This is a genomic window from Weizmannia sp. CD-2023, assembly GCF_036225245.1.
GTDB classification, from domain to species: Bacteria; Bacillota; Bacilli; order Bacillales; family Bacillaceae_C; genus Weizmannia; species Weizmannia faecalis.
The window spans coordinates 24,357-46,599 of sequence record NZ_JARTJQ010000003.1 but is presented as its reverse complement, the minus strand read 5'-3'; the positions used below and the strand labels follow the sequence as shown (position 1 = coordinate 46,599).

Below are 22,243 nucleotides of genomic sequence, written 5' to 3'. Positions count from 1 at the left end.
AATTACAAAGATAAAGACAAAAACGGGTGAAAAAGATGGTATTGCTGGGGACAATTGTAAACGGGCTGAGCATTGTAGCCGGTTCGTTTATCGGAAGGCTGTTAAACCATATTCCGGAGCAAATGAAAGGCACCGTAATGCAGGCGATCGGGCTTGCGGTGATGGTGCTGGGGCTCGGAATGGGGCTGAAAAGTGAACAGTATATTATTGTAATATTGAGCCTTGTGATTGGCGCAGTCATCGGCGAAATGCTGCAGCTTGAAGCTCATTTGAACGGGCTTGGTGCCTGGCTGGAAAAAAAGTTTGGAAACAGCAGCCAGGGCAGTACGGCCGAAGCCTTTGTCACGGCAACGCTCGTTTTTGTGATTGGCGCGATGGCCATTCTCGGAGCATTGGATAGCGGAATCAGGGGCGACCATACGGTGCTGTACACGAAATCTGTTCTGGACGGTTTCACAGCACTGATCTTGTCTTCAACCCTCGGTTTCGGGGTGGTTTTTTCGGTTGTTCCGGTGATCCTGTATGAAGGCGCTATTGCGTTATTTGCCACGCAAATCAACCGGCTTGTCCCCGCACCGGTGCTGCACTCGTTTATTACCGAGATGACGGCAACCGGCGGGATTATGATTTTTGCCATCGGTTTGAATATTGCGGGGCTTGCCAAAATCAGGGTGGCGAATTTATTGCCGGGCATCCTGGTGGTTGCCGTGCTGGTCGGCCTGTTGCATGCTTACCATACGGTTTTCGGATGAATTTTACAAGAATGAATCAACACCTGTTTATCGGTTGAAGTATGAATGTGAACCGGCAGAAACTTACTGAAGTTGCGGATCCTTTCACTGGATCCCGGGGGCTATACAGGTTGCCGGCTTATTCATTCATTTGGTTTCGTTGTCATGATATTTTTGTTTAGAAGTTTGCGTTCACCGGGGGATTTCGGATAAACGGTTTCAAAAATGCTGCTGTTTCCGGATAACTTAAATCAGCTTTTCCTTCGCCTGTCCGCTGTTCATGGAAATCATGGCGTTTTGGTATTGAAGATGCAGATGGGCGCGGCTGATGCCTGCAGCGATCAGTTTTGCCATTTTCAGAACAAGATTTAAACGGGTATTCTGAAGGACGGTAAACTCCATAAAACCGCTGATGTTCACAATGCCTGTAATATGGATGTCGCCAACAGGAGGCAAATCTTTCTTTACACCCGCCCCCGGTTTCACCGGGCCGTCGCCGATTTGGATCATGCCGACGCTCTTCATTTTTCCAAGGCAGGCATCGACGGCAATGATGAAGGGGTCGTGGTGCTTTTGATAAATCCTTTCAATATTTTCTTCCAGGTTTAAAGCATGGACCGGCTTATCCAGCGTTCCGTATACGTTGAAGCAGGCCAGGCCTGTTTCTTCCAGAAAAGTGCCCGTTAAAGGCCCGAGCGAGTCCCCGGTGGAACGGTCGGTGCCGATGCAGACCACCACCAATTCCCGGTTTATGCTTTTCGGAAGTGCTGATAAAATATGGTTGGATATGATTTCTTTTGCCAGAACATCATCATGAAATACCTTGATACGATTGCCGCCGAATTCCAATTGTCCTTTTCTCAGATTCATATCAGCCACTCCCTCTTTGTAATAGTACCAGTATACGGAAAATCAAAAAAATCTATACATTAACATATCTCTTTTTTGATACCCGCAACCGGCAGTTTTACACATGATTCAGCCGCCAATCAAAAAGGTAATTTTTGAAAAGCGGAGCCGGTTGTCGAGCAAGCGCGGTTTTTTTGTTACAATAACGTTAAAAGAAATGAAGGTTGGTGGAATATGGGCCATTTTGAGACATATCTCAAACACCTCACATCCAAGTGGTTAAATGAAAATACATGGATCGGAATCGGGGAGACAGTACTGAAGATGATTGTGGTGCTGCTTGTCGCATCACTGGTCATTAAATTCGGCAAAAAGGCGATCGGCAAAATTTTTGCAGTCCGCGCCAAAGCCCCTCTCCGGTTTTCAGAGCGGCGCGAGGCCACATTGTTGCGGCTGATGGTGAACACATTGACCTATCTCGTCTGGTTTGTTACCATTGTCACGATTTTGTCCATTCTCGGCATCAATGTCCAGGGGCTTCTGGCCGGTGCCGGAATTGTCGGGCTGGCTGTCGGGTTCGGGGCACAAAGCCTTGTAAAAGACGTGATTTCCGGATTCTTTATTATCTTTGAAGACCAGTTTTCGGTCGGCGATACGGTGCAGATCGGGAAATACGAAGGCGTTGTGGAAGAAATCGGGCTCAGGACAACAAAAATCAAAAACTGGACCGGCGAATTATACATCATTCCGAACGGCAATATTTCCGAAGTCACCAATTTGTCCATTCATAACAGCGTCGCCGTTGTGGATGTCCGTATTCCGTACGAAGAGGATATCGACAAAGCGGAAGCGGCCATTCAGGAAATACTGGTGTCATTTGCGGGAGAGCACGAAGAAGTTGTGTCAGAGCCTGAACTGTTGGGCGTCCAGCAGCTCGGCACCACGGATGTTACGCTCAGGGTGGTGGCGGAAACCCTCCCGATGGCACACTGGTATATTGCGAGAGTGTTGAAAAAAGAAATTAAAAAAGCATTGGACGAAAATCGCATCCATGCACCTTATCCTAAAATGGTGACTTATTCCCGTACTGAGAAAGAAGAGACATTAGCCGGCCAATTTCTAAAGGGGGATGAACATGGAAGATAAAAATTTCGGGTTGTATGATATTGTGGAAATGAAAAAGCAGCATCCGTGCGGCACAAACCGCTGGAAAATCATCCGGATGGGGGCGGATATCCGCATTAAATGTGAAGGATGCGGACACAGCGTGCTGCTGCCGCGCAGGGAATTTGTCCGCAAACTGAAAAAAATCCTCGTCAAGCACGAAGAAGCATAGCCCTTTTACGGGTGTCTTTTTTTGGGAGCCGGGGTGCGGTTAAGTAAGGCCGGCAAACGAAAAATGTTAACCGGGCGCATCCAGCGGCACCCTGGGGGTTTTTGATACGGCCGGGAAAAACTTGAAAGATACGAGAATGTTTGAAGGAGTGGACATAAAATGGCGTTAACAGCCGGAATTGTCGGTTTGCCGAATGTCGGAAAATCGACTTTATTTAATGCGATCACAAAAGCTGGGGCCGAATCTGCGAACTATCCGTTTTGTACGATTGACCCGAATGTCGGCATGGTGGAAGTGCCGGACGAACGGCTGGAAAAATTAACAGAACTGTACCATCCGAAAAAAACGGTGCCGACCACTTTTGAATTTACGGATATTGCCGGGATCGTCAAGGGCGCGAGCAAAGGGGAAGGGCTCGGGAACAAGTTTCTTTCCCATATCCGCCAGGTGGACGCAATCTGCCATGTCGTGCGCTGTTTTGAGGACGAGAACATTACACATGTTTCCGGGAAAGTCGATCCGATTGATGATATCGAAACAATTAATCTTGAATTGATCCTGGCCGATCTTGAAACGGTGGACAAGCGTATCGGGCGTGTGGAGAAAATAGCAAAACAGAAGGATAAAGAAGCCGTTGCCGAATACGAAGTGCTGGCCAAATTAAAGGCGGCTTTTGAAGCGGAAAAACCGGCGCGGGCGGTGGAACTGACCGAAGACCAGCAAAAAATCGTCAAAGGGTTCCAGCTTTTAACGAGCAAGCCGGTTTTGTATGTGGCCAATGTCGGTGAAGACGACATTCAGGACCCGTCCGCAAACCCGTATGTCGGGAAGGTGCGCGAATATGCCAAACAAGAAGGCGCGGAAGTGATTGTCATATGTGCCCGCATTGAAGAAGAAATTGCCGAGCTGGATGACGATGAGAAAAAAATGTTTTTAACCGAACTCGGCATCCGGGAATCCGGTCTTGACCAGCTGATTAAAGCTGCTTACAGCCTGCTTGGCCTTGCGACTTATTTTACGGCTGGGGAACCGGAAGTCCGCGCGTGGACATTCAAAAAAGGTATGAAAGCCCCGCAATGCGCAGGCATTATCCATTCCGACTTTGAAAAAGGGTTTATCCGGGCTGAAACGGTGTCGTATGAAGATTTAATCGAATATGGCAGCGTGGCAGCTGCAAGAGAAGCCGGAAAAGTGCGCCTGGAAGGAAAAGACTACGTTGTCCAGGACGGCGATGTCATGCATTTCAGGTTTAATGTATAACAGGACTTTTGGACGAATATTCGAATTGTATTGAAAAAATTCAAATCATCCGTTAAAATAAATATCAGTCGAATATTTTCCTTCGGGGCAGGGTGCAATTCCCGACCGGCGGTGATGAGGAAACTCAAAGCCCGTGACCCGTATTCTCCGGAATGCGGTGGATTTGGTGAAATTCCAAAGCCGACAGTAACAGTCTGGATGGGAGAAGGATCAGGCGTTTATTGGAACGCGTATTTCATTATGCCGTTTTGCCCCGCACATCTTCGTGCGGGTTTTTTGTTTTCACGGGTGTATGTTGGCGGAAATTGAATACAGGAGGCATGAAAGGATTGCAAAAAGAAGATTATATGCAGCTTGCACTCCAATTGGCCGAAAGTGTGGCCGGGCAGACTTCCCCGAATCCCCCGGTTGGAAGTGTCGCCGTGAAAAACGGCACGATCGCCGGGATGGCGGCCCACTTAAAGGCAGGAGAAAAACATGCGGAAAGGCTTGCAGTGGAACAGGCCGGGCCGCTAGCAAAGGGCGCTGAAGTTTTTGTGACGCTGGAGCCGTGTACCCATTACGGAAAGACGCCGCCGTGCGCAGATTTTTTAATTGAAAAAGGCATCAAAAAAGTATATATCGCTGCATTGGACCCCAATCCGCTTGTCGCAGGCAAAGGAATAGAAAAGCTCAGGCAAGCCGGCGTAGAAGTGGAAACCGGGGTATTGAAGGAACAAGCGGAAAGGTTGTACCGCCCTTTTTTCCACTTTATTCAAACGAAAACACCGTTTGTCACTGTCAAAACCGCCATGACGGCAGACGGAAAAATTGCAGCTGAAACCCGTGACAGCAAATGGATCACAAGTGAAGAAGCAAGGCGTGATGCCCGCTGGTTAAGAAGCAGGCATGATGCAATACTTGTCGGCATACAAACCGTTCTCCAAGATAACCCCCTTCTCACCGCACGTTTGCCCCATTCCGGGAAAAATCCTATTCGCATTGTATTAGACACCCATTTGCGCATCCCGCCGGAAGCGAAAGTGCTAAACGGCGATGCGCCAACCATTATTTTTTGCGGAAGCGATGCACCAAAAGAAAAAGAACAATGTCTGAAGCAGCTTAATGCCGAAGTGGCCCGCATGCCGCATGCCCGCCTCTTGATCCGTGACGTGTTAGCGGCGCTCGGAAAAAAAGGCATGATGACTTTACTCGTCGAAGGCGGCGCGGCGGTAAACAGCTCATTTTTAAAAGAAGGCGCAGTGCAGCAGTATATTTTTTACATTGCCCCGAAAGTGGTCGGCGGGCAAAACGCGCCGTCCCCTTTCGGCGGACACGGGTTTGGCAAGGTGGCCGATGCTTTGCCGCTCCGGTTTGAAAAAGTGGAACAGATCGGGCCGGATTTAAAAATTACGGCTGCCGTCCAAAAGGGGGTGCCGGAGCATGTTTACAGGAATTATTGAAGAAACCGGCATATTGAAACGTGTGGAAAGAGGCCCCCGCTCCCTTAAGCTTGCCGTACAGGCCAGGACGGTTCTCCAAGATGTACGGCTTGGCGACAGCATTGCAGTGAACGGTGTTTGCTTAACCGTCACATCCTATACGCCAAATGCATTTACGGCTGATGTCATGCCTGAAACATTTTTCAGCACGGCATTGGCCGGGCTGAACATCGGCAGCAAGGTCAACCTTGAACGGGCAATGGCTGCAGGCGGGCGGTTCGGCGGGCATTTTGTCACAGGGCATGTTGATGGCACGGGCACGGTCTGTTTGAAACAAAGGATGGAAAATGCCGTTTATATCACGATTTCTGTTCCCTCCTCCCTGTCCGCCTTTCTGATCCCAAAAGGCTCGGTTGCACTCGACGGCACCTCCCTGACTGTGTTCGGGGCTGCGGACGGGCAATTAACCGTTTCATTGGTGCCGCATACGCAGCAGCATACGATATTGCCGGAAAAAAAGATTGGCGATGCCGTGAATATTGAATGCGATATTTTGGCCAAGTATATGGCAGGGCTGTTCAGGAACGGAGAACGGGCGGAAAAAGAGAGCGGCATGATGGCGCTCTTAAAAGACCAAGGTTTTATGTAAACAAAGGGGTGAAAAACTTGTTTCATACCATTGAAGAAGCAGTAGAAGACTTAAAGGCCGGAAAAGTCGTGATTGCCGTCGATGATGAAAATAGGGAAAACGAAGGTGATTTTATCGGCCTTGCGGAAAAAGCGACACCGGAAATGATCAATTTGATGGCCAAAGCAGGACGCGGGCTCATCTGTGCACCGATTACGGCGGAAAAAGCACGGCAGCTCGATCTTTACCCGATGGCACGGCAAAATACCGACAGCCATGAAACGGCCTTCACCGTGAGCATTGACCATGCTGCCACCCGGACCGGCATCAGCGCATTTGAACGTGCCAAAACGGTCCGGCACCTGGCAGAAGACGCGGTAAAAGCCGAAGACTTTCACCGGCCGGGGCATATTTTCCCGTTAGTGGCCAAAGCAGGCGGCGTCCTGGAACGGTCCGGCCATACGGAAGCAGCCGTTGACCTGGCAAAACTGGCAGGCGCAAATCCGGCCGGCGTGATATGCGAAATCATGAATGAAGACGGCACGATGGCACGACTCCCTCAACTGGAGGAAATGGCCAAAAAATTTGGCATCAAACTGGTGACGATCCAATCGTTAATCGAGTACAGAAAAAAACATGAGAAACTGATTCAAAAAGAAGCGGAAATCACGCTGCCGACGCGTTACGGCACGTTCCGGGCTGCCGGCTACAAAGATTTGCTGTCAGGGGGAGAACATGTTGCCCTTATAAAAGGGGAAGTCAACAGCGAAGAGCCGGTGCTGGCAAGGATCCATTCCGAATGCCTGACCGGTGATTGCTTCGGTTCCCTCCGTTGCGACTGCGGCCCGCAGCTTGCCCGGAGCCTAGCGCGGATTGAAAAAGAAGGGCGCGGTGTCCTCGTTTATATGCGGCAGGAAGGGCGGGGGATCGGGCTTCTGAATAAATTGAAAGCTTACCGGCTGCAGGAAAAAGGATTGGACACAGTGGAGGCCAACCGACGGCTTGGATTTCCGGCAGATATGCGCGACTACTGCATCGCTGCGCAAATTTTAAAAGATCTCGGGGCAACACAAGTCCGGCTTTTAACAAACAATCCTGATAAAGTGGAGGCATTAACGCGTTACGGTATCCGAATTGCGGAAAGAGTGCCGGTTGAAATCGCACCTGTCCGTGAAAATGAAGGATATTTGCGTACGAAAGCGGAAAAAATGGGGCATTTGCTGCATATATAGGAGGAGATCAAATGGGACAAGTATTTGAAGGCAATCTGGTTGGAACCGGCTTAAAAATCGGCATGGTTGCTGCCCGCTTTAATGAATTCATTACAACAAGGCTTGTAAGCGGGGCAAAGGATGCATTATTAAGGCATGGCGTTAAAGAAGAAGCAATTGATCTTGCCTGGGTACCGGGCGCGTTTGAAATCCCGCTGGCGGCAAAAAAAATGGCAGAAACGGACAAATATGATGCCGTATTGGCACTTGGCGCGGTGATCCGCGGCGCGACCCCGCATTTTGAATATGTAAGTGCAGAAGCGGCAAAAGGAGTCGCCCATGCAAGCCTTTCTACAGAAACACCTGTCATTTTCGGGATTCTGACAACCGACACGATTGAACAGGCGATTGAGCGAGCCGGGACGAAAGCAGGCAATAAAGGCTGGGATGCGGCAGTGAGCGCGATCGAAATGGCGAATGTCATCCGGAAAATAGAAGCATAAATTTGAAAAGGGTGTTATTGCTTTTGATGTAAAAACTTAAGTCCGTTTTATAAAAAAGCCCTTGCGAAAGGAACGTATGTTTGATAAAATAGGGATGTCAGCGATAGCAAAAAGCGGGATGGAGTCTTAAGACAATTGATTTTGCCTGCGGGATATGGTATACTTACGACTTGTGAGTAATGAATGCATGAACCATTGCTCCTTGCCCTTTTGAATAAAAGGGCCGCATAGTCCATAAGGAGGTGACAAACAGATGAGAAAGTACGAAATTATGTACATTATCCGCCCAAATATTGAGGATGAGGCAAAAAAAGCGCTTGTTGAGCGTTTTGACAATGTCCTCAACAACCAGGGTGCGGAAATCATCGAATCGAAAGAGTGGGGAAAACGCCGTCTTGCATACGAGATTCAGGACTTCCGTGATGGTTACTACCATATCATCAACGTGAATGCTGAACCGGTTGCAGTCCAGGAATTTGACCGTCTGGCGAAGATTAATGGTGATATTATCCGCCACATTGTTGTAAGAGAAGAAGAATAATTTTTAACGATAAAACGTTTCACGTGAAACGGATTTTGAATCATGAGAGGGGTTGATTCTGATGTTGAACCGTGTTGTTCTCGTAGGCAGGCTGACAAAAGATCCCGATTTGCGCTATACGCCGAGCGGAGTAGCGGTTGCTACTTTTACCCTGGCTGTAAACCGTACGTTTACAAACCAGCAGGGGGAAAGGGAAGCGGATTTCATCAATTGTGTTGTTTGGAGAAAGCAGGCTGAAAATGTGGCCAACTACTTAAAAAAAGGAAGTCTGGCAGGCGTAGACGGCCGGATTCAGACACGCAACTACGAAGCTCAGGACGGCCGGCGCGTGTATGTCACAGAGGTCGTGGCAGACAGCGTCCAGTTTCTTGAACCGAGAAGTGCGAATCAGGAACGCGGCAGCAGCCAGAATTACGGGAACAACCAAGGGAGTGCTTTCCCGGGGTACAATCAGAATCAAAATCAGTATCAGCGTAATGATTCAAAGCCTGATGAAGATCCGTTCTCAAATGATGGACAACCGATTGACATCTCTGATGATGATCTTCCGTTTTAATGCGGGAAGACCCGTAAAGTTGTGATAAAAAGGAGGGTGAAAAAATGGCAGGTGGACGCAGAGGCGGACGGAAACGCCGGAAAGTATGCTACTTTACAGCGAACCATATTACCCATATCGACTATAAAGATGTGGACTTGCTGAAAAAGTTCATTTCTGAAAGAGGAAAAATTCTTCCTCGTCGTGTAACGGGTACAAGTGCAAAATACCAACGTAAATTGACAACTGCAATCAAACGCGCACGTCAAATGGCGTTGCTTCCTTATGTTGCAGAAGACAAATAAGCAGCGGAAAAAGCAACTGGATTTTTCTTTCAATATATGAATGAAAAAAGACACCCTGTTTTCAGGTTGTCTTTTTTCATTTTATTATCTTTTTGCTTCATGGAATGGTTATGGTAAAATGAGGGGAAATGATGGTTTTTTGAAGGGAGCATGCGTGTGAAAAAAACAAGAATGCTGACAGAAGGGGCGATGCTTGCAGCGGTTTTCGGCGTCATGCTGCTTGTTGCATTGCATGTCCCGGTGATCCGGATAATTGTTCTGGTTTTTCTTCCGCTGCCTTTTATCCTGTTTTGTGCCAAATATCCTTTGCGTTCGATTCTTGTCTTTTGTCTGGTTTGTTTGCTTGTGTCTGCCATTATGGGAACAGTCATGGCAATCCCGATGGCCGTTTTTTTTGGTTGTATTGGATTTGTTATGGGATACGCTATTCAGCTAAAAAAATCAAAATTATTTATATACATAGCTACCAGCCTGGCCTTTTTAGCAGTCACGATCATCGGGCTGTTTGCCGCCCTGAAGTTATTCCATCTGAATATCATCGCGGAAAACTTAAACATCATGCAGCAGTCAATCGAACAGTCGAAATCTCTTGTCAACAGCCTTGGGGAACCACAGGCCTATGAGGACCGGTTTGCGCAAATGGCCGATGTCGCAAGCCAGATGTACTCTGTCTATTTGCCGAGCTTGTTATTGCTTTCTGCCTTTATCGCCGTTTTTGTGCTCATTTCTGTGAACTTTCCAATCGCCAAACGTTTCGGTGTCCCGGTTCCGTCCTTTCAACCTTTCCGCGAAATGCGGCTGCCGGGAAATATCTTATGGTATTTCATTCTGGCAATGGTGGCCAACCTGCTGATGCACGGGGACACGGGCAGCTTCTTTGCAAAAGCGGTTCTGAATCTGATGCTGATTTTCCAAATTCTCATTTTGCTGCAGGGGTACGCTTTTATAAGCTTTGTCAGCCACGAGAAAAAATGGCCAAAAGGGTTACTGGCTTTCGCCGTCATTTTATCAATCATATTCAGCCCGCTGCTTTATCTTGTTATGATATTCGGTATAATGGATTTAGGATTTGATTTCAGGCGGATGATTCAAAAGTGACCCTTTCTTAGTTTCTCAATATAGGAGCTGAAGGTATGCCTTCTTACTACAATAAACGGTTCATGCGCTATCCGTTATACGGCTTAATTGCAGTGTCTCTCATCCTGCTCGGTATTATTTTCTTTTACCACTGGTGGATAACGGCAGCCGGCATTGTTGTGCTCGGGGCGTTATCCTACTGCGCATTTTACGTGGAACAACGGTCGAGCGAAGAAATCGAACGCTATATCTCCAATCTTTCCTACCGGGTCAAACGCGTCGGTGAAGAAGCGCTGATGGAAATGCCGATCGGGATCATGCTGTACAATGAAGATTACATCATTGAATGGACAAACCCGTTTATGGCCTCCTGCTTTAATGAAGACACACTTGTCGGGCGTTCCCTTTATGATGTAGCGGAAGTGCTCGTACCGCTGATTAAGCAGGAAATGCATTCCGAGACGATTAGTCTGAATGAAAGGAAGTACAGGGTTGTCCTGAAACTGGAAGAGCGGCTGCTTTATTTTTTCGACATTACGGAACAGGCCGAAGTCGAGCAGTTGTATGAAGATGAACGGACCGTGATCGCCATTATTTATTTGGACAACTATGATGAAGTGACACAAGGCATGGACGACCAGTCTGTCAGCAGCCTGAACAGTCTCGTGACTTCGATTTTAAACAAATGGACAATGGAGTTCGGCCTGTTTTTTAAACGAATTTCGTCTGATAAATTTATTGCGGTATTTAATGAACGGATTTTGCATGAATTGGAAGACAATAAATTCTCGATTCTTGATGAAGTCAGGGAGGCCACAGCGAAGCAAAACGTGGCGCTGACTTTGAGCATCGGGGTTGGCGCAGGTGTCCCGTCCCTCCCCGAACTTGGGGAGCTTGCCCAATCGAGTCTCGACATTGCCCTCGGGCGCGGTGGTGACCAGGTTGCCATCCGGCAGGCGAACGGAAAAGTGAAATTTTACGGTGGCAAAACAAATCCGGTTGAAAAGCGGACAAGGGTCCGGGCCCGCGTGATTTCCCATGCGCTGCGGGAACTCATGATGGAAAGAGACAAAGTGATGATCATGGGCCACAAATTTCCGGATATGGATGCCATCGGAGCGGCTGTCGGCATCCGGAAAGTGGCGGAAATCAACCAAAAAGACGGCTATATTATTTTAAATCCGAGTGAAACGGACACAAGTGTCAAGCGGCTGCTTGGGGAAATAAAACAGTATCCGGATTTGTATGCCCGCTTCATTACACCGGATGAGGCGCTTGAAATGGCGACGGATGACACATTGCTTGTTGTCGTTGATACGCACAAGCCTTCCCTTGTCATCGATGAACGAATCGTCAGGCGGATTGAAAATGTCGTTGTCATTGACCATCACCGCCGCGGGGAAGACTTTATTAAAAACCCGCTGCTTGTCTATATGGAACCGTACGCCTCTTCGACATCCGAACTTGTAACCGAATTGATGGAATACCAACCGAAAAACGGCAAAATCAATATGCTTGAAGCAACTGCCCTGCTTGCTGGTATAATAGTGGATACAAAAAGTTTTACATTGCGGACAGGCTCACGGACGTTTGATGCAGCATCCTATCTTCGTGCCCAGGGTGCCGATACGGTGCTTGTACAAAAATTTTTAAAAGAAGATTTGCGTTCGTATATCCAGCGCGCCAAGCTTGTGGAAACCGTTAAATTTCCGCTAAACGGCATCGCGGTGGCAAAAGGGAAAAATGAAACCATTTATTCCCCTGTTTTAATGGCGCAGGCTGCCGATACGATTTTAATGATGAACGGCGTCGATGCTTCTTTTGTCATCGGACGGCGCAGCGAGAATGAAGTGGGGATCAGCGCAAGGTCGCTTGGAAGCGTCAATGTGCAAATCATTATGGAAACGCTGGATGGCGGCGGGCACCTTTCCAATGCAGCCACCCAGATGAAAAATATAACGGTTGATGAGGCAGAAGAAAAGCTCATTCAAGTGATAGAAGAGTATATGGAAGGGAGTCAGCAATCATGAAGGTCATATTCCTGAAAGACGTAAAAGGCAAAGGAAAAAAAGGAGACATTAAAAATGTGGCGGATGGTTATGCCCACAATTATTTGTTCAAAAACGGGGCGGCAATAGAAGCGACGCCTGCCAATCTGAAAAGCATGGAAGCCCAAAAACGGAAAGAAGAAAAACTGGCGCAGGAAGAACTGGAAGAAGCCAAAAAATTAAAAGAGAAACTTGAGAACATAACGGTTGAAATCAAAGCCAAATCGGGCCAGGACGGGCGACTGTTCGGCTCGGTTACAAGCAAACAAATCTCTGAACAACTGAAAAAAAGCTTCCAGATTCAGGTGGATAAAAGAAAAATAGAGCTGCCGGATGCGATCCGCACTTTGGGTTACACGAAAGTGCCGGTCAGATTACATCATAACGTAACGGCAGTGCTCAATGTCCACGTTTCCGAATAGAAACGTATTTTACCAGCTTTCTTTTTGTTTTCCGCGTGTTAAAATAATAGTACGTGCAGAAAAATGTGATCCATTTTATCGTGATCACATTTTTTCTATTTGGAATAAGTGTGCGGTTCTCTTACGGCAAACGGGTTACCGGTTAAACTGCCATTCTCCCCGGCATGCTTATGTTTGGTGCCGGAACTGGATGATTTAGGATAAAATGGAGGATTCAAAATGAATGAATTGCAAGACCGCATTCCCCCCCAAAATATTGAGGCGGAACAGGCAGTGCTTGGTGCCATTTTTTTGGAGCCTTCTGCATTTATAACAGCTTCGGAAATTTTGACGGCAGAGGATTTTTACCGGAATGCCCATCAAAAAATTTTCCAGGTGTTTGCGAAGCTGAATGATGCCGGCAAGGCAGTCGATCTTGTAACAGTGGCGGAAGAATTATCAGCCACCCGGCAGCTTGAAGATGCAGGCGGCCTCTCTTATTTGAGCGAACTGGCCGCAAGCGTTCCGACAGCGGCCAATATCGCTTACTATGCCGGAATTGTAGCTGAGAAAGCTTTGCTCAGGCGCCTGATTCGGACTGCCACCCATATTGCCCAGGAAGGCTATACGCGGGAAGACGATGTCGATGAACTGCTTGATGAAGCCGAACGCAGCATTATGGAAGTGGCCCAGCGCAAAAATGCCGGCGATTTTAAACATATCAAAGATGTCCTTGTCAGCACATATGATAACATCGAAATGCTCCATAACCGGAAAGGCGACGTCACCGGGATACCGACAGGGTTTTACGAGCTTGACCGGATGACAGCCGGTTTCCAGCGCAATGATTTGATTATTGTGGCGGCGCGCCCGTCTGTCGGGAAAACGGCATTTGCCCTCAATATCGCGCAAAACGTCGGCACGAAGACAGAGGAAAATGTGGCGATCTTTAGCCTTGAAATGGGCGCTGAACAACTTGTCATGCGGATGCTGTGCGCGGAAGGCAATATCGATGCCCAGCGGCTCCGGACCGGGGCGCTGACAGACGAAGACTGGCGGAAACTGACGATGGCAATGGGAAGCCTCTCTAATTCCGGCATTTATATTGATGATACCCCTGGAGTAAGGGTAACGGAAATCCGCTCGAAATGCCGGCGCCTGAAACAAGAGCACGGGCTTGGCATGGTGGTCATCGACTATTTGCAGCTGATTCAAGGAAGCGCCCGTTCCCGGGAAAACCGGCAGCAGGAAGTTTCTGAGATTTCAAGATCGCTGAAGGCGCTGGCGCGTGAACTTGAAGTGCCGGTCATTGCCCTTTCCCAGCTTTCCCGGGGCGTCGAACAACGGCAGGATAAGCGCCCGATGATGAGCGATATTCGTGAATCGGGAAGCATTGAACAAGATGCTGATATCGTGGCTTTTCTGTACAGGGAAGACTATTATGAACAGGACACGGAGAATAAAAACATCATTGAAATCATTATTGCGAAGCAGCGGAACGGCCCGGTCGGCACCGTCCAGCTCGCTTTTATAAAAGAGTACAATAAATTTGTGAACCTGGAACGGCGGTTTGACGATGCGCCTGTTCCGGCATAGCAAGTATCGATATGAAGCTTTTCCTTTTCGGGGAAAGGCTTTTTTTGTGCGTTTTACGAATAAAAATGCTGAAAAAATATATAAATGTTCGGATTTACATTGACTGTTGGCGGTTTAAGCTGGTAAAATGATGGATGGAAATCATGATTTGTAAAATATGCGGAGGTGCACTCAATGTCGTCAGTTGTCGTGGTAGGTACACAATGGGGGGACGAAGGAAAGGGAAAAATTACCGACTTCCTCTCTGAAAATGCGGAAGTGGTGTCCCGCTATCAGGGCGGGAATAACGCGGGCCATACCATCCGTTTTAATGGGGAAACGTATAAACTACATTTGATTCCGTCGGGGATTTTTTATAAAGACAAAATTTGTGTTATCGGAAACGGTGTCGTCGTCGATCCAAAGGCGCTCGTCGAGGAACTGGATTATCTGAACGGACGGGGTATTTCAACGGAAAACTTGCGCATCTCCAACCGTGCGCACGTCATTCTGCCTTACCATATTAAACTGGACGGTGCAGAAGAGGAACGGAAAGGCAGCAATAAAATCGGCACGACGAAAAAAGGGATCGGCCCGGCGTATATGGATAAAGCAGCAAGGACCGGTATCCGGATTGCTGATCTGCTTGATTACGAAGAATTCAAAGAAAAACTGACGCGCAATCTTGAGGAAAAAAACCGTCTGTTTGAAAAAATATACGAAACGGAAGGCTTTACGCTGGAAGAAATTTTGGAGCCTTATTACGAATACGGCCAGCGCTTTAAACAATATGTCTGCGATACGTCGGTTGTTTTAAACGACGCGCTTGATGCGGGCAAACGCGTCCTTTTTGAAGGGGCGCAAGGGGTCATGCTCGATATTGACCAGGGAACTTATCCGTTTGTCACATCATCCAACCCGATTGCCGGCGGCGTCACAATCGGTTCCGGTGTCGGCCCGTCGAAAATCAACCATGTTGTCGGCATTGCCAAGGCTTATACGACACGTGTTGGCGATGGCCCGTTCCCGACAGAGCTTTTGGATGAAACCGGCGACCGGATCCGCGAAACCGGACATGAATACGGCACAACGACAGGAAGAGCGCGCCGTGTCGGCTGGTTTGACAGTGTTGTCGTCCGCCATGCGCGCCGGGTGAGCGGCCTGACAGACTTGTCCGTAAACCTGCTCGATGTACTGACCGGCATTGAAACGTTGAAAATTTGTGTCGCCTACCGCTATAAAGGGAAAGTGCTTGAAGCGTTCCCGGCCAGCTTAAAAGTGCTGGCTGAATGCGAACCGGTTTACGAAGAACTGCCGGGCTGGACGGAAGATATTACCGGCTGCCGTTCCCTTGATGAGCTCCCGGACAATGCCCGCCATTACCTAGAGCGCATTTCCCAACTGACCGGGGTTCCCCTTTCCATGTTTTCCGTCGGTCCGGACCGCCTGCAGACGATTGTGGTGCAAAGTGTCTGGCGGGTGTGACGGAAAACCCGGACGAATCGGATTTGGGCTGCCGGAAAAACGGTAGTGGAACCACGTCGAAAAGAAAACCGATGAAAAAGCATCATCGGGTGAGGTTGCTAAAAGCGATTTTCATCCCAGAATGTCCACTAGAACGGAAAAAACGGCGAGATCCCATAAAAGGGGTTTCTCGCCGTTTTTATATTGTTTTAAAGTGGGTCATGATTTTCCATCTTTTACGGCGGCCATGCTTGAAAATGAACATTTGCTGAAATTTCAATTGCCATTCACTTAAAAAATTTGTAGAAATGTGTTGCAAAATGGATGATAGATATGATAACATTACTTCTGTTGTTACAAAATGCACAATGGTCCCGTGGTGTAGCGGTTATCACGCCTGCCTGTCACGCAGGAGATCGCGGGTTCGATTCCCGTCGGGACCGCCATTTTTAATTATACATATTTGTTTTCGGTTCGGGCCCGGTAGCTCAGTCGGTAGAGCAAAGGACTGAAAATCCTTGTGTCGGCGGTTCGATTCCGTCCCGGGCCATTTACTAAAAAGCACTGCGATGACTTAGACTCTCGTAGTGCTTTTTTATTATATGGCTCTTCTAACCCGCCAGAATGGAAAACAGGATGCAAGCCGTATCCCCCGGCACTCTTGATAGATATTACCAGGGGGCATGGTTTCAGTAGAATTGGACAATTTTTATGCAAGTAAGTTAAAATTGTAATAGTATGGCTGCTGGAAGCTGCCTGTGAATCCTTTGATACAGAGCAGCAATGCTTCTGGATTTCCAGGGGCATTGCTGTTCGCCATGATGCGGGGAAAATGAGATTTTTTAGGAACATAAAGACTAAAGATGATAGAAAGTTGTAGATAGATGTCAATCAATGAGAATGGCGCATTTTAAATGAAGGAGTATGGACGATGGATAAAAAAATTTTGGTCGTGGATGATGAAAAACCGATTGCCGATATTTTGCAGTTTAATTTAACAAAAGAGGGTTATACGGTGTATTGCGCTTATGACGGTGAGGAAGCATTGGAAAAGGTGGAAGAGGTGCAGCCGGATTTAATTGTCCTTGATATTATGCTGCCGAAGCGGGATGGCATGGAAGTGTGCCGCGAAGTGCGGAAAAAATACAATATGCCGATCATTATGGTAACGGCAAAAGATTCGGAAATTGATAAAGTGCTCGGCCTTGAGCTCGGTGCCGATGATTATGTCACAAAACCTTTCAGCACCCGTGAACTGATTGCCCGTGTCAAAGCGAATTTGCGGCGGCACCAGCAGACGCCCGCGGCTCCGGGTGAGGAAGAGGAATCCAATGAAATTGCGATCGGTTCACTTGTCATTCATCCGGATGCTTATGTCGTCTCAAAACGCGGCGAGACGATTGAACTGACGCACCGCGAATTTGAGCTGCTCCACTATCTGGCGAAGCATATCGGGCAAGTGATGACGCGTGAGCACTTGCTTGAAACCGTGTGGGGTTATGACTATTACGGCGATGTCCGGACAGTGGACGTAACGGTCAGACGGCTCCGCGAAAAAGTGGAAGATAACCCGAGCCACCCAGAGTGGATTGTGACAAGGCGCGGTGTCGGCTATTATTTGCGCAACCCTGAACAGGAGTAGCCAAATGAATAAGGTGAAATTCTTCCAGTCTATTCACTTTAAGTTTGTCCTGATTTATATTCTGCTGATCGTCGTCGCGATGGAGATTATTGGGGTGTATTTTATCAATAAGCTGGAAAACCAGCTCGAGACGAATTTTAAAAAATCGATATACGACCAGGTCAATGTGCTTGAATACAGTATTGAAGACCTGTTGACGAAAAAGCAGAACCAGGCGGCGGATATTACGTTAAAAGTGAGGAAAGTACTGGGCGATTTTAAAAGCACGGATGTATCTGAAATCCGGCTGATCGACGCGCACAGCGGCGTTATTTTGGGTACTTCTTCCAATGACCAGAGCATTGTCGGCCAAAAAACAACCGAAGATATTGTCAAAAGCGTCCGTGTAACCGGCCAGCCGGAAGACCAGATTTATTTGGACAAGCAGACTGGCGACCGAATGTGGGTGCTGGCTTCCCCGATTAAAGCAAATGGTGAGCTGATCGGAATCATTTACCTTGTCTCCAAAATTGAAACGGTTTACCGCCAGGTGCAGGCGATTAACCAGATTTTTATGACAGGGACGGTTATTGCCGTACTGGTTACAGCCCTGCTTGGCATCATTACCGCACGCACGATTTCAAAGCCGCTCAGTGAGATCCGCAAGCAGGCGATGGCGATGGCACGCGGCAATTTTGCCCGGAAAGTCAAAGTGATCGGGAATGATGAGATCGGACAGCTCGCTTATTCGTTTAACCATATGACAAAAAAGCTGCAGGAGGCGCAGGCCAGCACGGAAGGCGAGAGAAGAAAACTCGACTCCATCCTGACCCATATGACAGACGGTGTAATTGCGACCGACCGGAGAGGAAGGATTATTTTAATTAACGAGCCGGCTGCCGAGATGCTGGATGTTTCACGTGAAACAGTGCTTTCCCAGCCGCTTATATCGGTTTTAAAAATTGAGAATGAACATAAGTTTGATGATTTATTGACAGAGCAGGATTCCGTTATCCTTGACTTCAGTACGGATGAAGAACCGTATATTTTACGAGCGAATTTTTCGGTGATTCAAAATGAAGCCGGTTTTGTCAGCGGCCTGATTACGGTTTTGCACGATGTCACCGAGCAAGAGAAAATTGATATGGAACGCCGCGAATTTGTGGCCAATGTGTCCCATGAATTGAGAACGCCGCTGACCACGATGAGAAGCTATTTGGAAGCTTTAACAGACGGGGCATGGAAAGATGAGAAAATTGCACCGCAGTTTTTAGGCGTGACGCAAAATGAAACGGAACGAATGATCCGGCTGGTGAATGATTTGCTGAAGCTTTCAAAAATGGACAGCAAAGACGAACATTTAAATAAAGAGTGGGTCAATTTTGTGGAGTTTTTCCACCATGTCATTGACCGGTTTGAAATGGCAAAGCAGCAGAATGTCACGTTCAAACGCAAGTTGCCGAATACGGAAATTTTTGTGGAAATCGATGAAGATAAAATGACCCAGGTGTTGTACAACATTATATCCAATGCGTTGAAGTACTCCCCTGAAGGTGGCCAGATTACGTTTAAGCTGAGGGAACTGAACGAAAAAATTGAAGTCAGCATTTCTGACCAGGGTGTAGGCATCCCGAAAGAAAACGTAAAGAAAATTTTCGAGCGCTTTTACCGTGTTGATAAAGCGCGCAGCCGCAAACTCGGCGGAACAGGGCTCGGCCTTGCAATTGCAAAAGAAATGGTGGAAATGCACGGCGGAAGCATTTGGGCAAGCAGTAAAGAAGGAAAAGGAACGACCATTTACTTTACCCTTCCCTACGAACCGGCACAAGAGGATGAGTGGCTATGAGTCTTGAAAAAGCAAAAACCATCATATTGACGTTGCTCGTGCTTCTGAGCTTGTTGTTAACGTGGCTGATCTGGAACAACCAGCCGAATTATGACTTGCTCAACTTAAAAGATCTGGACAATATCGCGATTGCAAAGGAAAAAAAGGTGCCCGGCATCATCCTCCCTGACAAAGTACTTTACCATGAGAATGACGGAACAACCGGCACGGTTCATGACGGGGAAATTTCACGGGTGATGAATCTGCTTCGAACATGGACATTTGATATGAGCAGCTCTCGCCTGTTGCAAAAAAAAGACCTGTATAATTTAATGTACGGAAAAAACAGGATTGAATTGGACTTTCCGGCCCCTGTCCCGTTCAGTGTCTATCAATCGGTCCTGAACTTTGCCAATAAAAAAGTGCCGGATGCCGATTTTGACCATATTGTTATCGAATTAAACAAAGGAACCAAAAACTTAAACCATGTTTATTTTATTTCAACGGCGTCCAATAAAGTATATGAGGCAAGCACAGATCAAAAATCCATTCAGGTGTTCATTTCAAAACTGAACGACAACAAATCTTTGTACAAGCCGTATACTGCCTTTGCCCTTTCCGGCCCGAGAAGAATCTACCTGCCTGCCGGAAATCCGGTGGTGAACCAGTACAAATATGCGACAACCGATATTGAAATTGATAAATTTAAAAAAGCGCTGTTTGCCGATCCAAACTTTGTAAAGAAAGTGGCGGGGGAATATACAAACGGTATCAGCCTGTTGCGGACAGATGAATCCAATAAAGTCTTAACCTTCGTGAATCCAGGGGAAGACATCGGGTACAGCTCCGATCCAAACCATCTGCTGACGCGGGCCATTGATTTTATTAACCAGCACAGCGGCTGGACGGACCAGTACCAGTATTTCGAAATCAATGAGCGGGAAAATGAAGTCACGTTCCGGCTTTTTAAAGACGGCTATCCTGTTTTTAACGATGACGGCATGGCGGAGATCCGGGAATACTTGGGCAAATCGGAAATTTACAAGTATGTCCGCCCGTACTTCAACCTGTCGCTCAACCTGACGTTAAAACCGGCTGCTGTTAAACTCCCGCCGGCTCAGGATGTAATCGCCGGCTTGCAGACAAACCCTTCCGTTCAAATGAACAAGGTGAGAGATATTGCAGTCGGGTACCGTTTACAAAAAGACAGTGACGATATCCTTTCGCTGCAGCCGGCCTGGTATTATTGCGAAGACGGAATTTGGAAAATGGCAGGGGGGGATGAAGATGGACTGGAGTAAAACAAAAACAATCTTTATTCTTGTTTTCTTGGTGCTTGATATTTACCTTTCCTGCCAGTTGTATTTCAAACATGTCAAAAATCAGTATGAAGTCATTGGCAGCCCGACAGCGGAACAAAGCTTAAAGGCTGCAAACATTACGTTCGTGAACCTGCCGAAAGGAAAGGCAAAACGGCCGTATATCAGCGCGGAAGAAAAAGTATTTACCGCAAAAGACTTGAAAAAATTGAAAAACCAGCAGGCGGAAATCGTGAACGGGTATCAACTCAGTTCCGCTTTTGATAAGCCGGTGAAATTGGGAACAAAAATCAAAACGGACCAGCTGGAGGCGGTTATTCAAGAAAATATGCTTTACGGCAGCCGCTATAAACTGTGGAACTATGATAAAGACTTGAATCAGGCCGTCTTTTATGAGACATATAACGGAAAAATGATTTTTAATAATAAGAACGCGAAATTGACCGTGTATTTAAATGACCAGAATGAAATCATTTCCTATGACCAGACGTATTTGACCAATATTAAAATCTACCGAGAAGAAGAAGAGACATTGTCGGCGGTAAAGGCGGTGGAAGCCTTATATAAGAAAGGAACGCTGAAACCGAACAGCAAAGTGACGAAGGCGGAACTCGGTTACTATACGAGGGTGCCGGAACTCCAGGTGCTTGTGCCGACATGGCATTTTACAGTAAAACACGGGAATGAAACAGAGCAATTATTTATCAATGCATTTGAAGGTCAGGTCAACGAAATGGAAAATGCACAATAATTTTGGAGAGGATACGATGGGGATGCAATTTAGTGTACTTGCGAGCGGAAGCACGGGAAATGCGATCTATGTGGAGACAGAGCAGCATGCTTTTTTAGTGGATGCCGGTTTAAGCGGAAGGCAAATGGAACAGCTTTTCGGACAGATTGGCCGCAATATTGCCGATTTAAGCGGAATCCTTGTTACGCATGAACACAGTGACCATATTAAAGGAATCGGGGTGCTGGCACGGAAATACAAGCTCCCGATTTATGCCAATGACAAAACATGGTCGGCGATGGAAGGCATGATTGGAGAGATTCCAACAGATTTGAAGTTTTCATTCGGGATGGAATCTGTCCAATCGTTCGGAAGCCTTGAGATTGAGTCATTCGGCGTTTCCCACGATGCCGTCCAGCCGATGTTTTATATTTTTCATGAAGGCAGCAAAAAATTGGTCATCATTACGGATACAGGTTATGTCAGCGATCGGATGAAAGGGACGATTTCCAATGCGGACATTTTTGTTTTTGAAAGCAACCACGATGTGGAAATGCTCCGGATGGGAAGGTACCCGTGGAGTGTAAAACAGCGCATTTTGAGCGATGTCGGGCATGTGTCGAATGAAGATGCCGCACTTGCGATGAGCGAAGTGATCGGGGACCGGACAAAACGAATATACCTTGCCCATTTAAGCAAAGATAACAATATGAAAGACCTCGCGCGGATGGCGGTTTCCCAAACGCTTCAGGAACAGGGCCTGGCGGTCGGCGAAACGTTTTCATTATATGATACGGATCCGAAAATTCCAACGGCCTTAACAGCTGTTTAACCAGAGCAATCCGGTGGCAGAATCTGTCGCT

22 protein-coding genes, 2 tRNA genes and 1 riboswitch are annotated in these 22,243 nt (G+C 47.4%); of the genes, 23 read left to right on the top strand and 1 reads right to left on the bottom strand.

Features of this window, described 5'->3' with window-relative positions; genetic code table 11:
• Positions 1–35: 35 nt before the first annotated feature.
• On the top strand, positions 36–752 hold the full coding sequence (locus tag P9687_RS00670) for a DUF554 domain-containing protein (RefSeq protein ID WP_061565614.1): 717 nt from the start codon (positions 36–38) through the stop codon (positions 750–752).
• 225 nt (positions 753–977) lie between these two features.
• On the opposite strand, the gene yyaC is transcribed toward P9687_RS00670, so the two are convergent.
• Positions 978–1,601 carry a spore protease YyaC gene (yyaC, locus tag P9687_RS00665; RefSeq protein ID WP_017554607.1) on the bottom strand — a complete coding sequence of 208 codons (624 nt, stop codon included), beginning with the start codon at positions 1,599–1,601 and terminating at the stop codon, positions 978–980.
• A gap of 213 nt (positions 1,602–1,814) precedes the next feature.
• Between yyaC and P9687_RS00660 the strand changes: the two genes are divergently transcribed.
• The 22 genes from P9687_RS00660 (at position 1,815) to P9687_RS00555 (ending at position 22,212) form a co-directional block, all read left to right on the top strand.
• Positions 1,815–2,726 (top strand): mechanosensitive ion channel family protein, encoded by a 912-nt coding sequence (locus P9687_RS00660; RefSeq protein WP_035188768.1) that lies wholly within the window; start codon positions 1,815–1,817, stop codon positions 2,724–2,726.
• Positions 2,716–2,916: a DUF951 domain-containing protein gene (locus tag P9687_RS00655; RefSeq protein WP_017550663.1), complete on the top strand. Its 201-nt coding sequence runs from the start codon at positions 2,716–2,718 to the stop codon at positions 2,914–2,916. Before P9687_RS00660 ends, P9687_RS00655 begins: the two co-directional genes overlap by 11 nt.
• A gap of 159 nt (positions 2,917–3,075) precedes the next feature.
• Positions 3,076–4,176: a redox-regulated ATPase YchF gene (gene ychF, locus P9687_RS00650; RefSeq protein WP_013860890.1), complete on the top strand. Its 1,101-nt coding sequence runs from the start codon at positions 3,076–3,078 to the stop codon at positions 4,174–4,176.
• Between the two features lie 74 nt (positions 4,177–4,250).
• Positions 4,251–4,390, top strand: a riboswitch (FMN riboswitch).
• A gap of 106 nt (positions 4,391–4,496) precedes the next feature.
• The gene (gene ribD, locus P9687_RS00645; RefSeq protein WP_013860889.1) at positions 4,497–5,618 is read left to right on the top strand and encodes a bifunctional diaminohydroxyphosphoribosylaminopyrimidine deaminase/5-amino-6-(5-phosphoribosylamino)uracil reductase RibD; all 1,122 of its coding nucleotides are present in this window, start codon (positions 4,497–4,499) and stop codon (positions 5,616–5,618) included.
• A complete protein-coding gene (locus P9687_RS00640; RefSeq protein WP_328228685.1) occupies positions 5,599–6,246 on the top strand; it encodes a riboflavin synthase in 648 nt (215 codons plus the stop codon). The genes ribD and P9687_RS00640 overlap by 20 nt, the downstream gene beginning before the upstream one ends.
• Before the next feature lie 17 nt (positions 6,247–6,263).
• Positions 6,264–7,457: a bifunctional 3,4-dihydroxy-2-butanone-4-phosphate synthase/GTP cyclohydrolase II gene (locus P9687_RS00635; RefSeq protein ID WP_071452205.1), complete on the top strand. Its 1,194-nt coding sequence runs from the start codon at positions 6,264–6,266 to the stop codon at positions 7,455–7,457.
• Positions 7,458–7,468: 11 nt separating this feature from the next.
• On the top strand, positions 7,469–7,939 hold the full coding sequence (ribH, locus tag P9687_RS00630; protein WP_071452204.1) for a 6,7-dimethyl-8-ribityllumazine synthase: 471 nt from the start codon (positions 7,469–7,471) through the stop codon (positions 7,937–7,939).
• A gap of 253 nt (positions 7,940–8,192) precedes the next feature.
• Positions 8,193–8,480 carry a 30S ribosomal protein S6 gene (gene rpsF, locus P9687_RS00625; protein WP_014096621.1) on the top strand — a complete coding sequence of 96 codons (288 nt, stop codon included), beginning with the start codon at positions 8,193–8,195 and terminating at the stop codon, positions 8,478–8,480.
• Positions 8,481–8,541: 61 nt separating this feature from the next.
• Positions 8,542–9,036 (top strand): single-stranded DNA-binding protein, encoded by a 495-nt coding sequence (gene ssb, locus P9687_RS00620; protein ID WP_014096622.1) that lies wholly within the window; start codon positions 8,542–8,544, stop codon positions 9,034–9,036.
• Positions 9,037–9,080: 44 nt separating this feature from the next.
• Positions 9,081–9,320 (top strand): 30S ribosomal protein S18, encoded by a 240-nt coding sequence (gene rpsR / locus P9687_RS00615; protein WP_013860883.1) that lies wholly within the window; start codon positions 9,081–9,083, stop codon positions 9,318–9,320.
• 156 nt (positions 9,321–9,476) lie between these two features.
• A complete protein-coding gene (locus tag P9687_RS00610; RefSeq protein ID WP_328228850.1) occupies positions 9,477–10,418 on the top strand; it encodes a YybS family protein in 942 nt (313 codons plus the stop codon).
• A 35-nt stretch (positions 10,419–10,453) separates the two neighbouring features.
• Positions 10,454–12,427, top strand: a complete 1,974-nt coding sequence (locus P9687_RS00605; RefSeq protein WP_035188759.1) for a DHH family phosphoesterase — start codon at positions 10,454–10,456, stop codon at positions 12,425–12,427.
• Positions 12,424–12,867 (top strand): 50S ribosomal protein L9, encoded by a 444-nt coding sequence (gene rplI, locus P9687_RS00600; RefSeq protein ID WP_014096625.1) that lies wholly within the window; start codon positions 12,424–12,426, stop codon positions 12,865–12,867. Before P9687_RS00605 ends, rplI begins: the two co-directional genes overlap by 4 nt.
• A gap of 219 nt (positions 12,868–13,086) precedes the next feature.
• Positions 13,087–14,442, top strand: coding sequence for a replicative DNA helicase (gene dnaB, locus P9687_RS00595; protein ID WP_014096626.1), 1,356 nt, complete (start codon positions 13,087–13,089; stop codon positions 14,440–14,442).
• Positions 14,443–14,616: 174 nt separating this feature from the next.
• On the top strand, positions 14,617–15,906 hold the full coding sequence (locus P9687_RS00590) for an adenylosuccinate synthase (protein WP_014096627.1): 1,290 nt from the start codon (positions 14,617–14,619) through the stop codon (positions 15,904–15,906).
• Between the two features lie 349 nt (positions 15,907–16,255).
• Positions 16,256–16,331: transfer RNA gene (locus tag P9687_RS00585), tRNA-Asp, on the top strand.
• A 31-nt stretch (positions 16,332–16,362) separates the two neighbouring features.
• Positions 16,363–16,435 (top strand) — tRNA-Phe (locus P9687_RS00580).
• Positions 16,436–16,816: 381 nt separating this feature from the next.
• Positions 16,817–17,527: a response regulator YycF gene (yycF, locus tag P9687_RS00575; RefSeq protein ID WP_014096628.1), complete on the top strand. Its 711-nt coding sequence runs from the start codon at positions 16,817–16,819 to the stop codon at positions 17,525–17,527.
• A gap of 4 nt (positions 17,528–17,531) precedes the next feature.
• Positions 17,532–19,352, top strand: coding sequence for a cell wall metabolism sensor histidine kinase WalK (gene walK, locus P9687_RS00570; protein WP_035188742.1), 1,821 nt, complete (start codon positions 17,532–17,534; stop codon positions 19,350–19,352).
• On the top strand, positions 19,349–20,632 hold the full coding sequence (locus P9687_RS00565) for a YycH family regulatory protein (protein ID WP_035188740.1): 1,284 nt from the start codon (positions 19,349–19,351) through the stop codon (positions 20,630–20,632). The genes walK and P9687_RS00565 overlap by 4 nt, the downstream gene beginning before the upstream one ends.
• On the top strand, positions 20,619–21,401 hold the full coding sequence (locus P9687_RS00560; RefSeq protein ID WP_026683518.1) for a two-component system regulatory protein YycI: 783 nt from the start codon (positions 20,619–20,621) through the stop codon (positions 21,399–21,401). Before P9687_RS00565 ends, P9687_RS00560 begins: the two co-directional genes overlap by 14 nt.
• Positions 21,402–21,417: 16 nt before the next feature.
• Positions 21,418–22,212 carry an MBL fold metallo-hydrolase gene (locus P9687_RS00555; protein WP_026683519.1) on the top strand — a complete coding sequence of 265 codons (795 nt, stop codon included), beginning with the start codon at positions 21,418–21,420 and terminating at the stop codon, positions 22,210–22,212.
• The last annotated feature ends 31 nt before the right edge of the window (positions 22,213–22,243 follow it).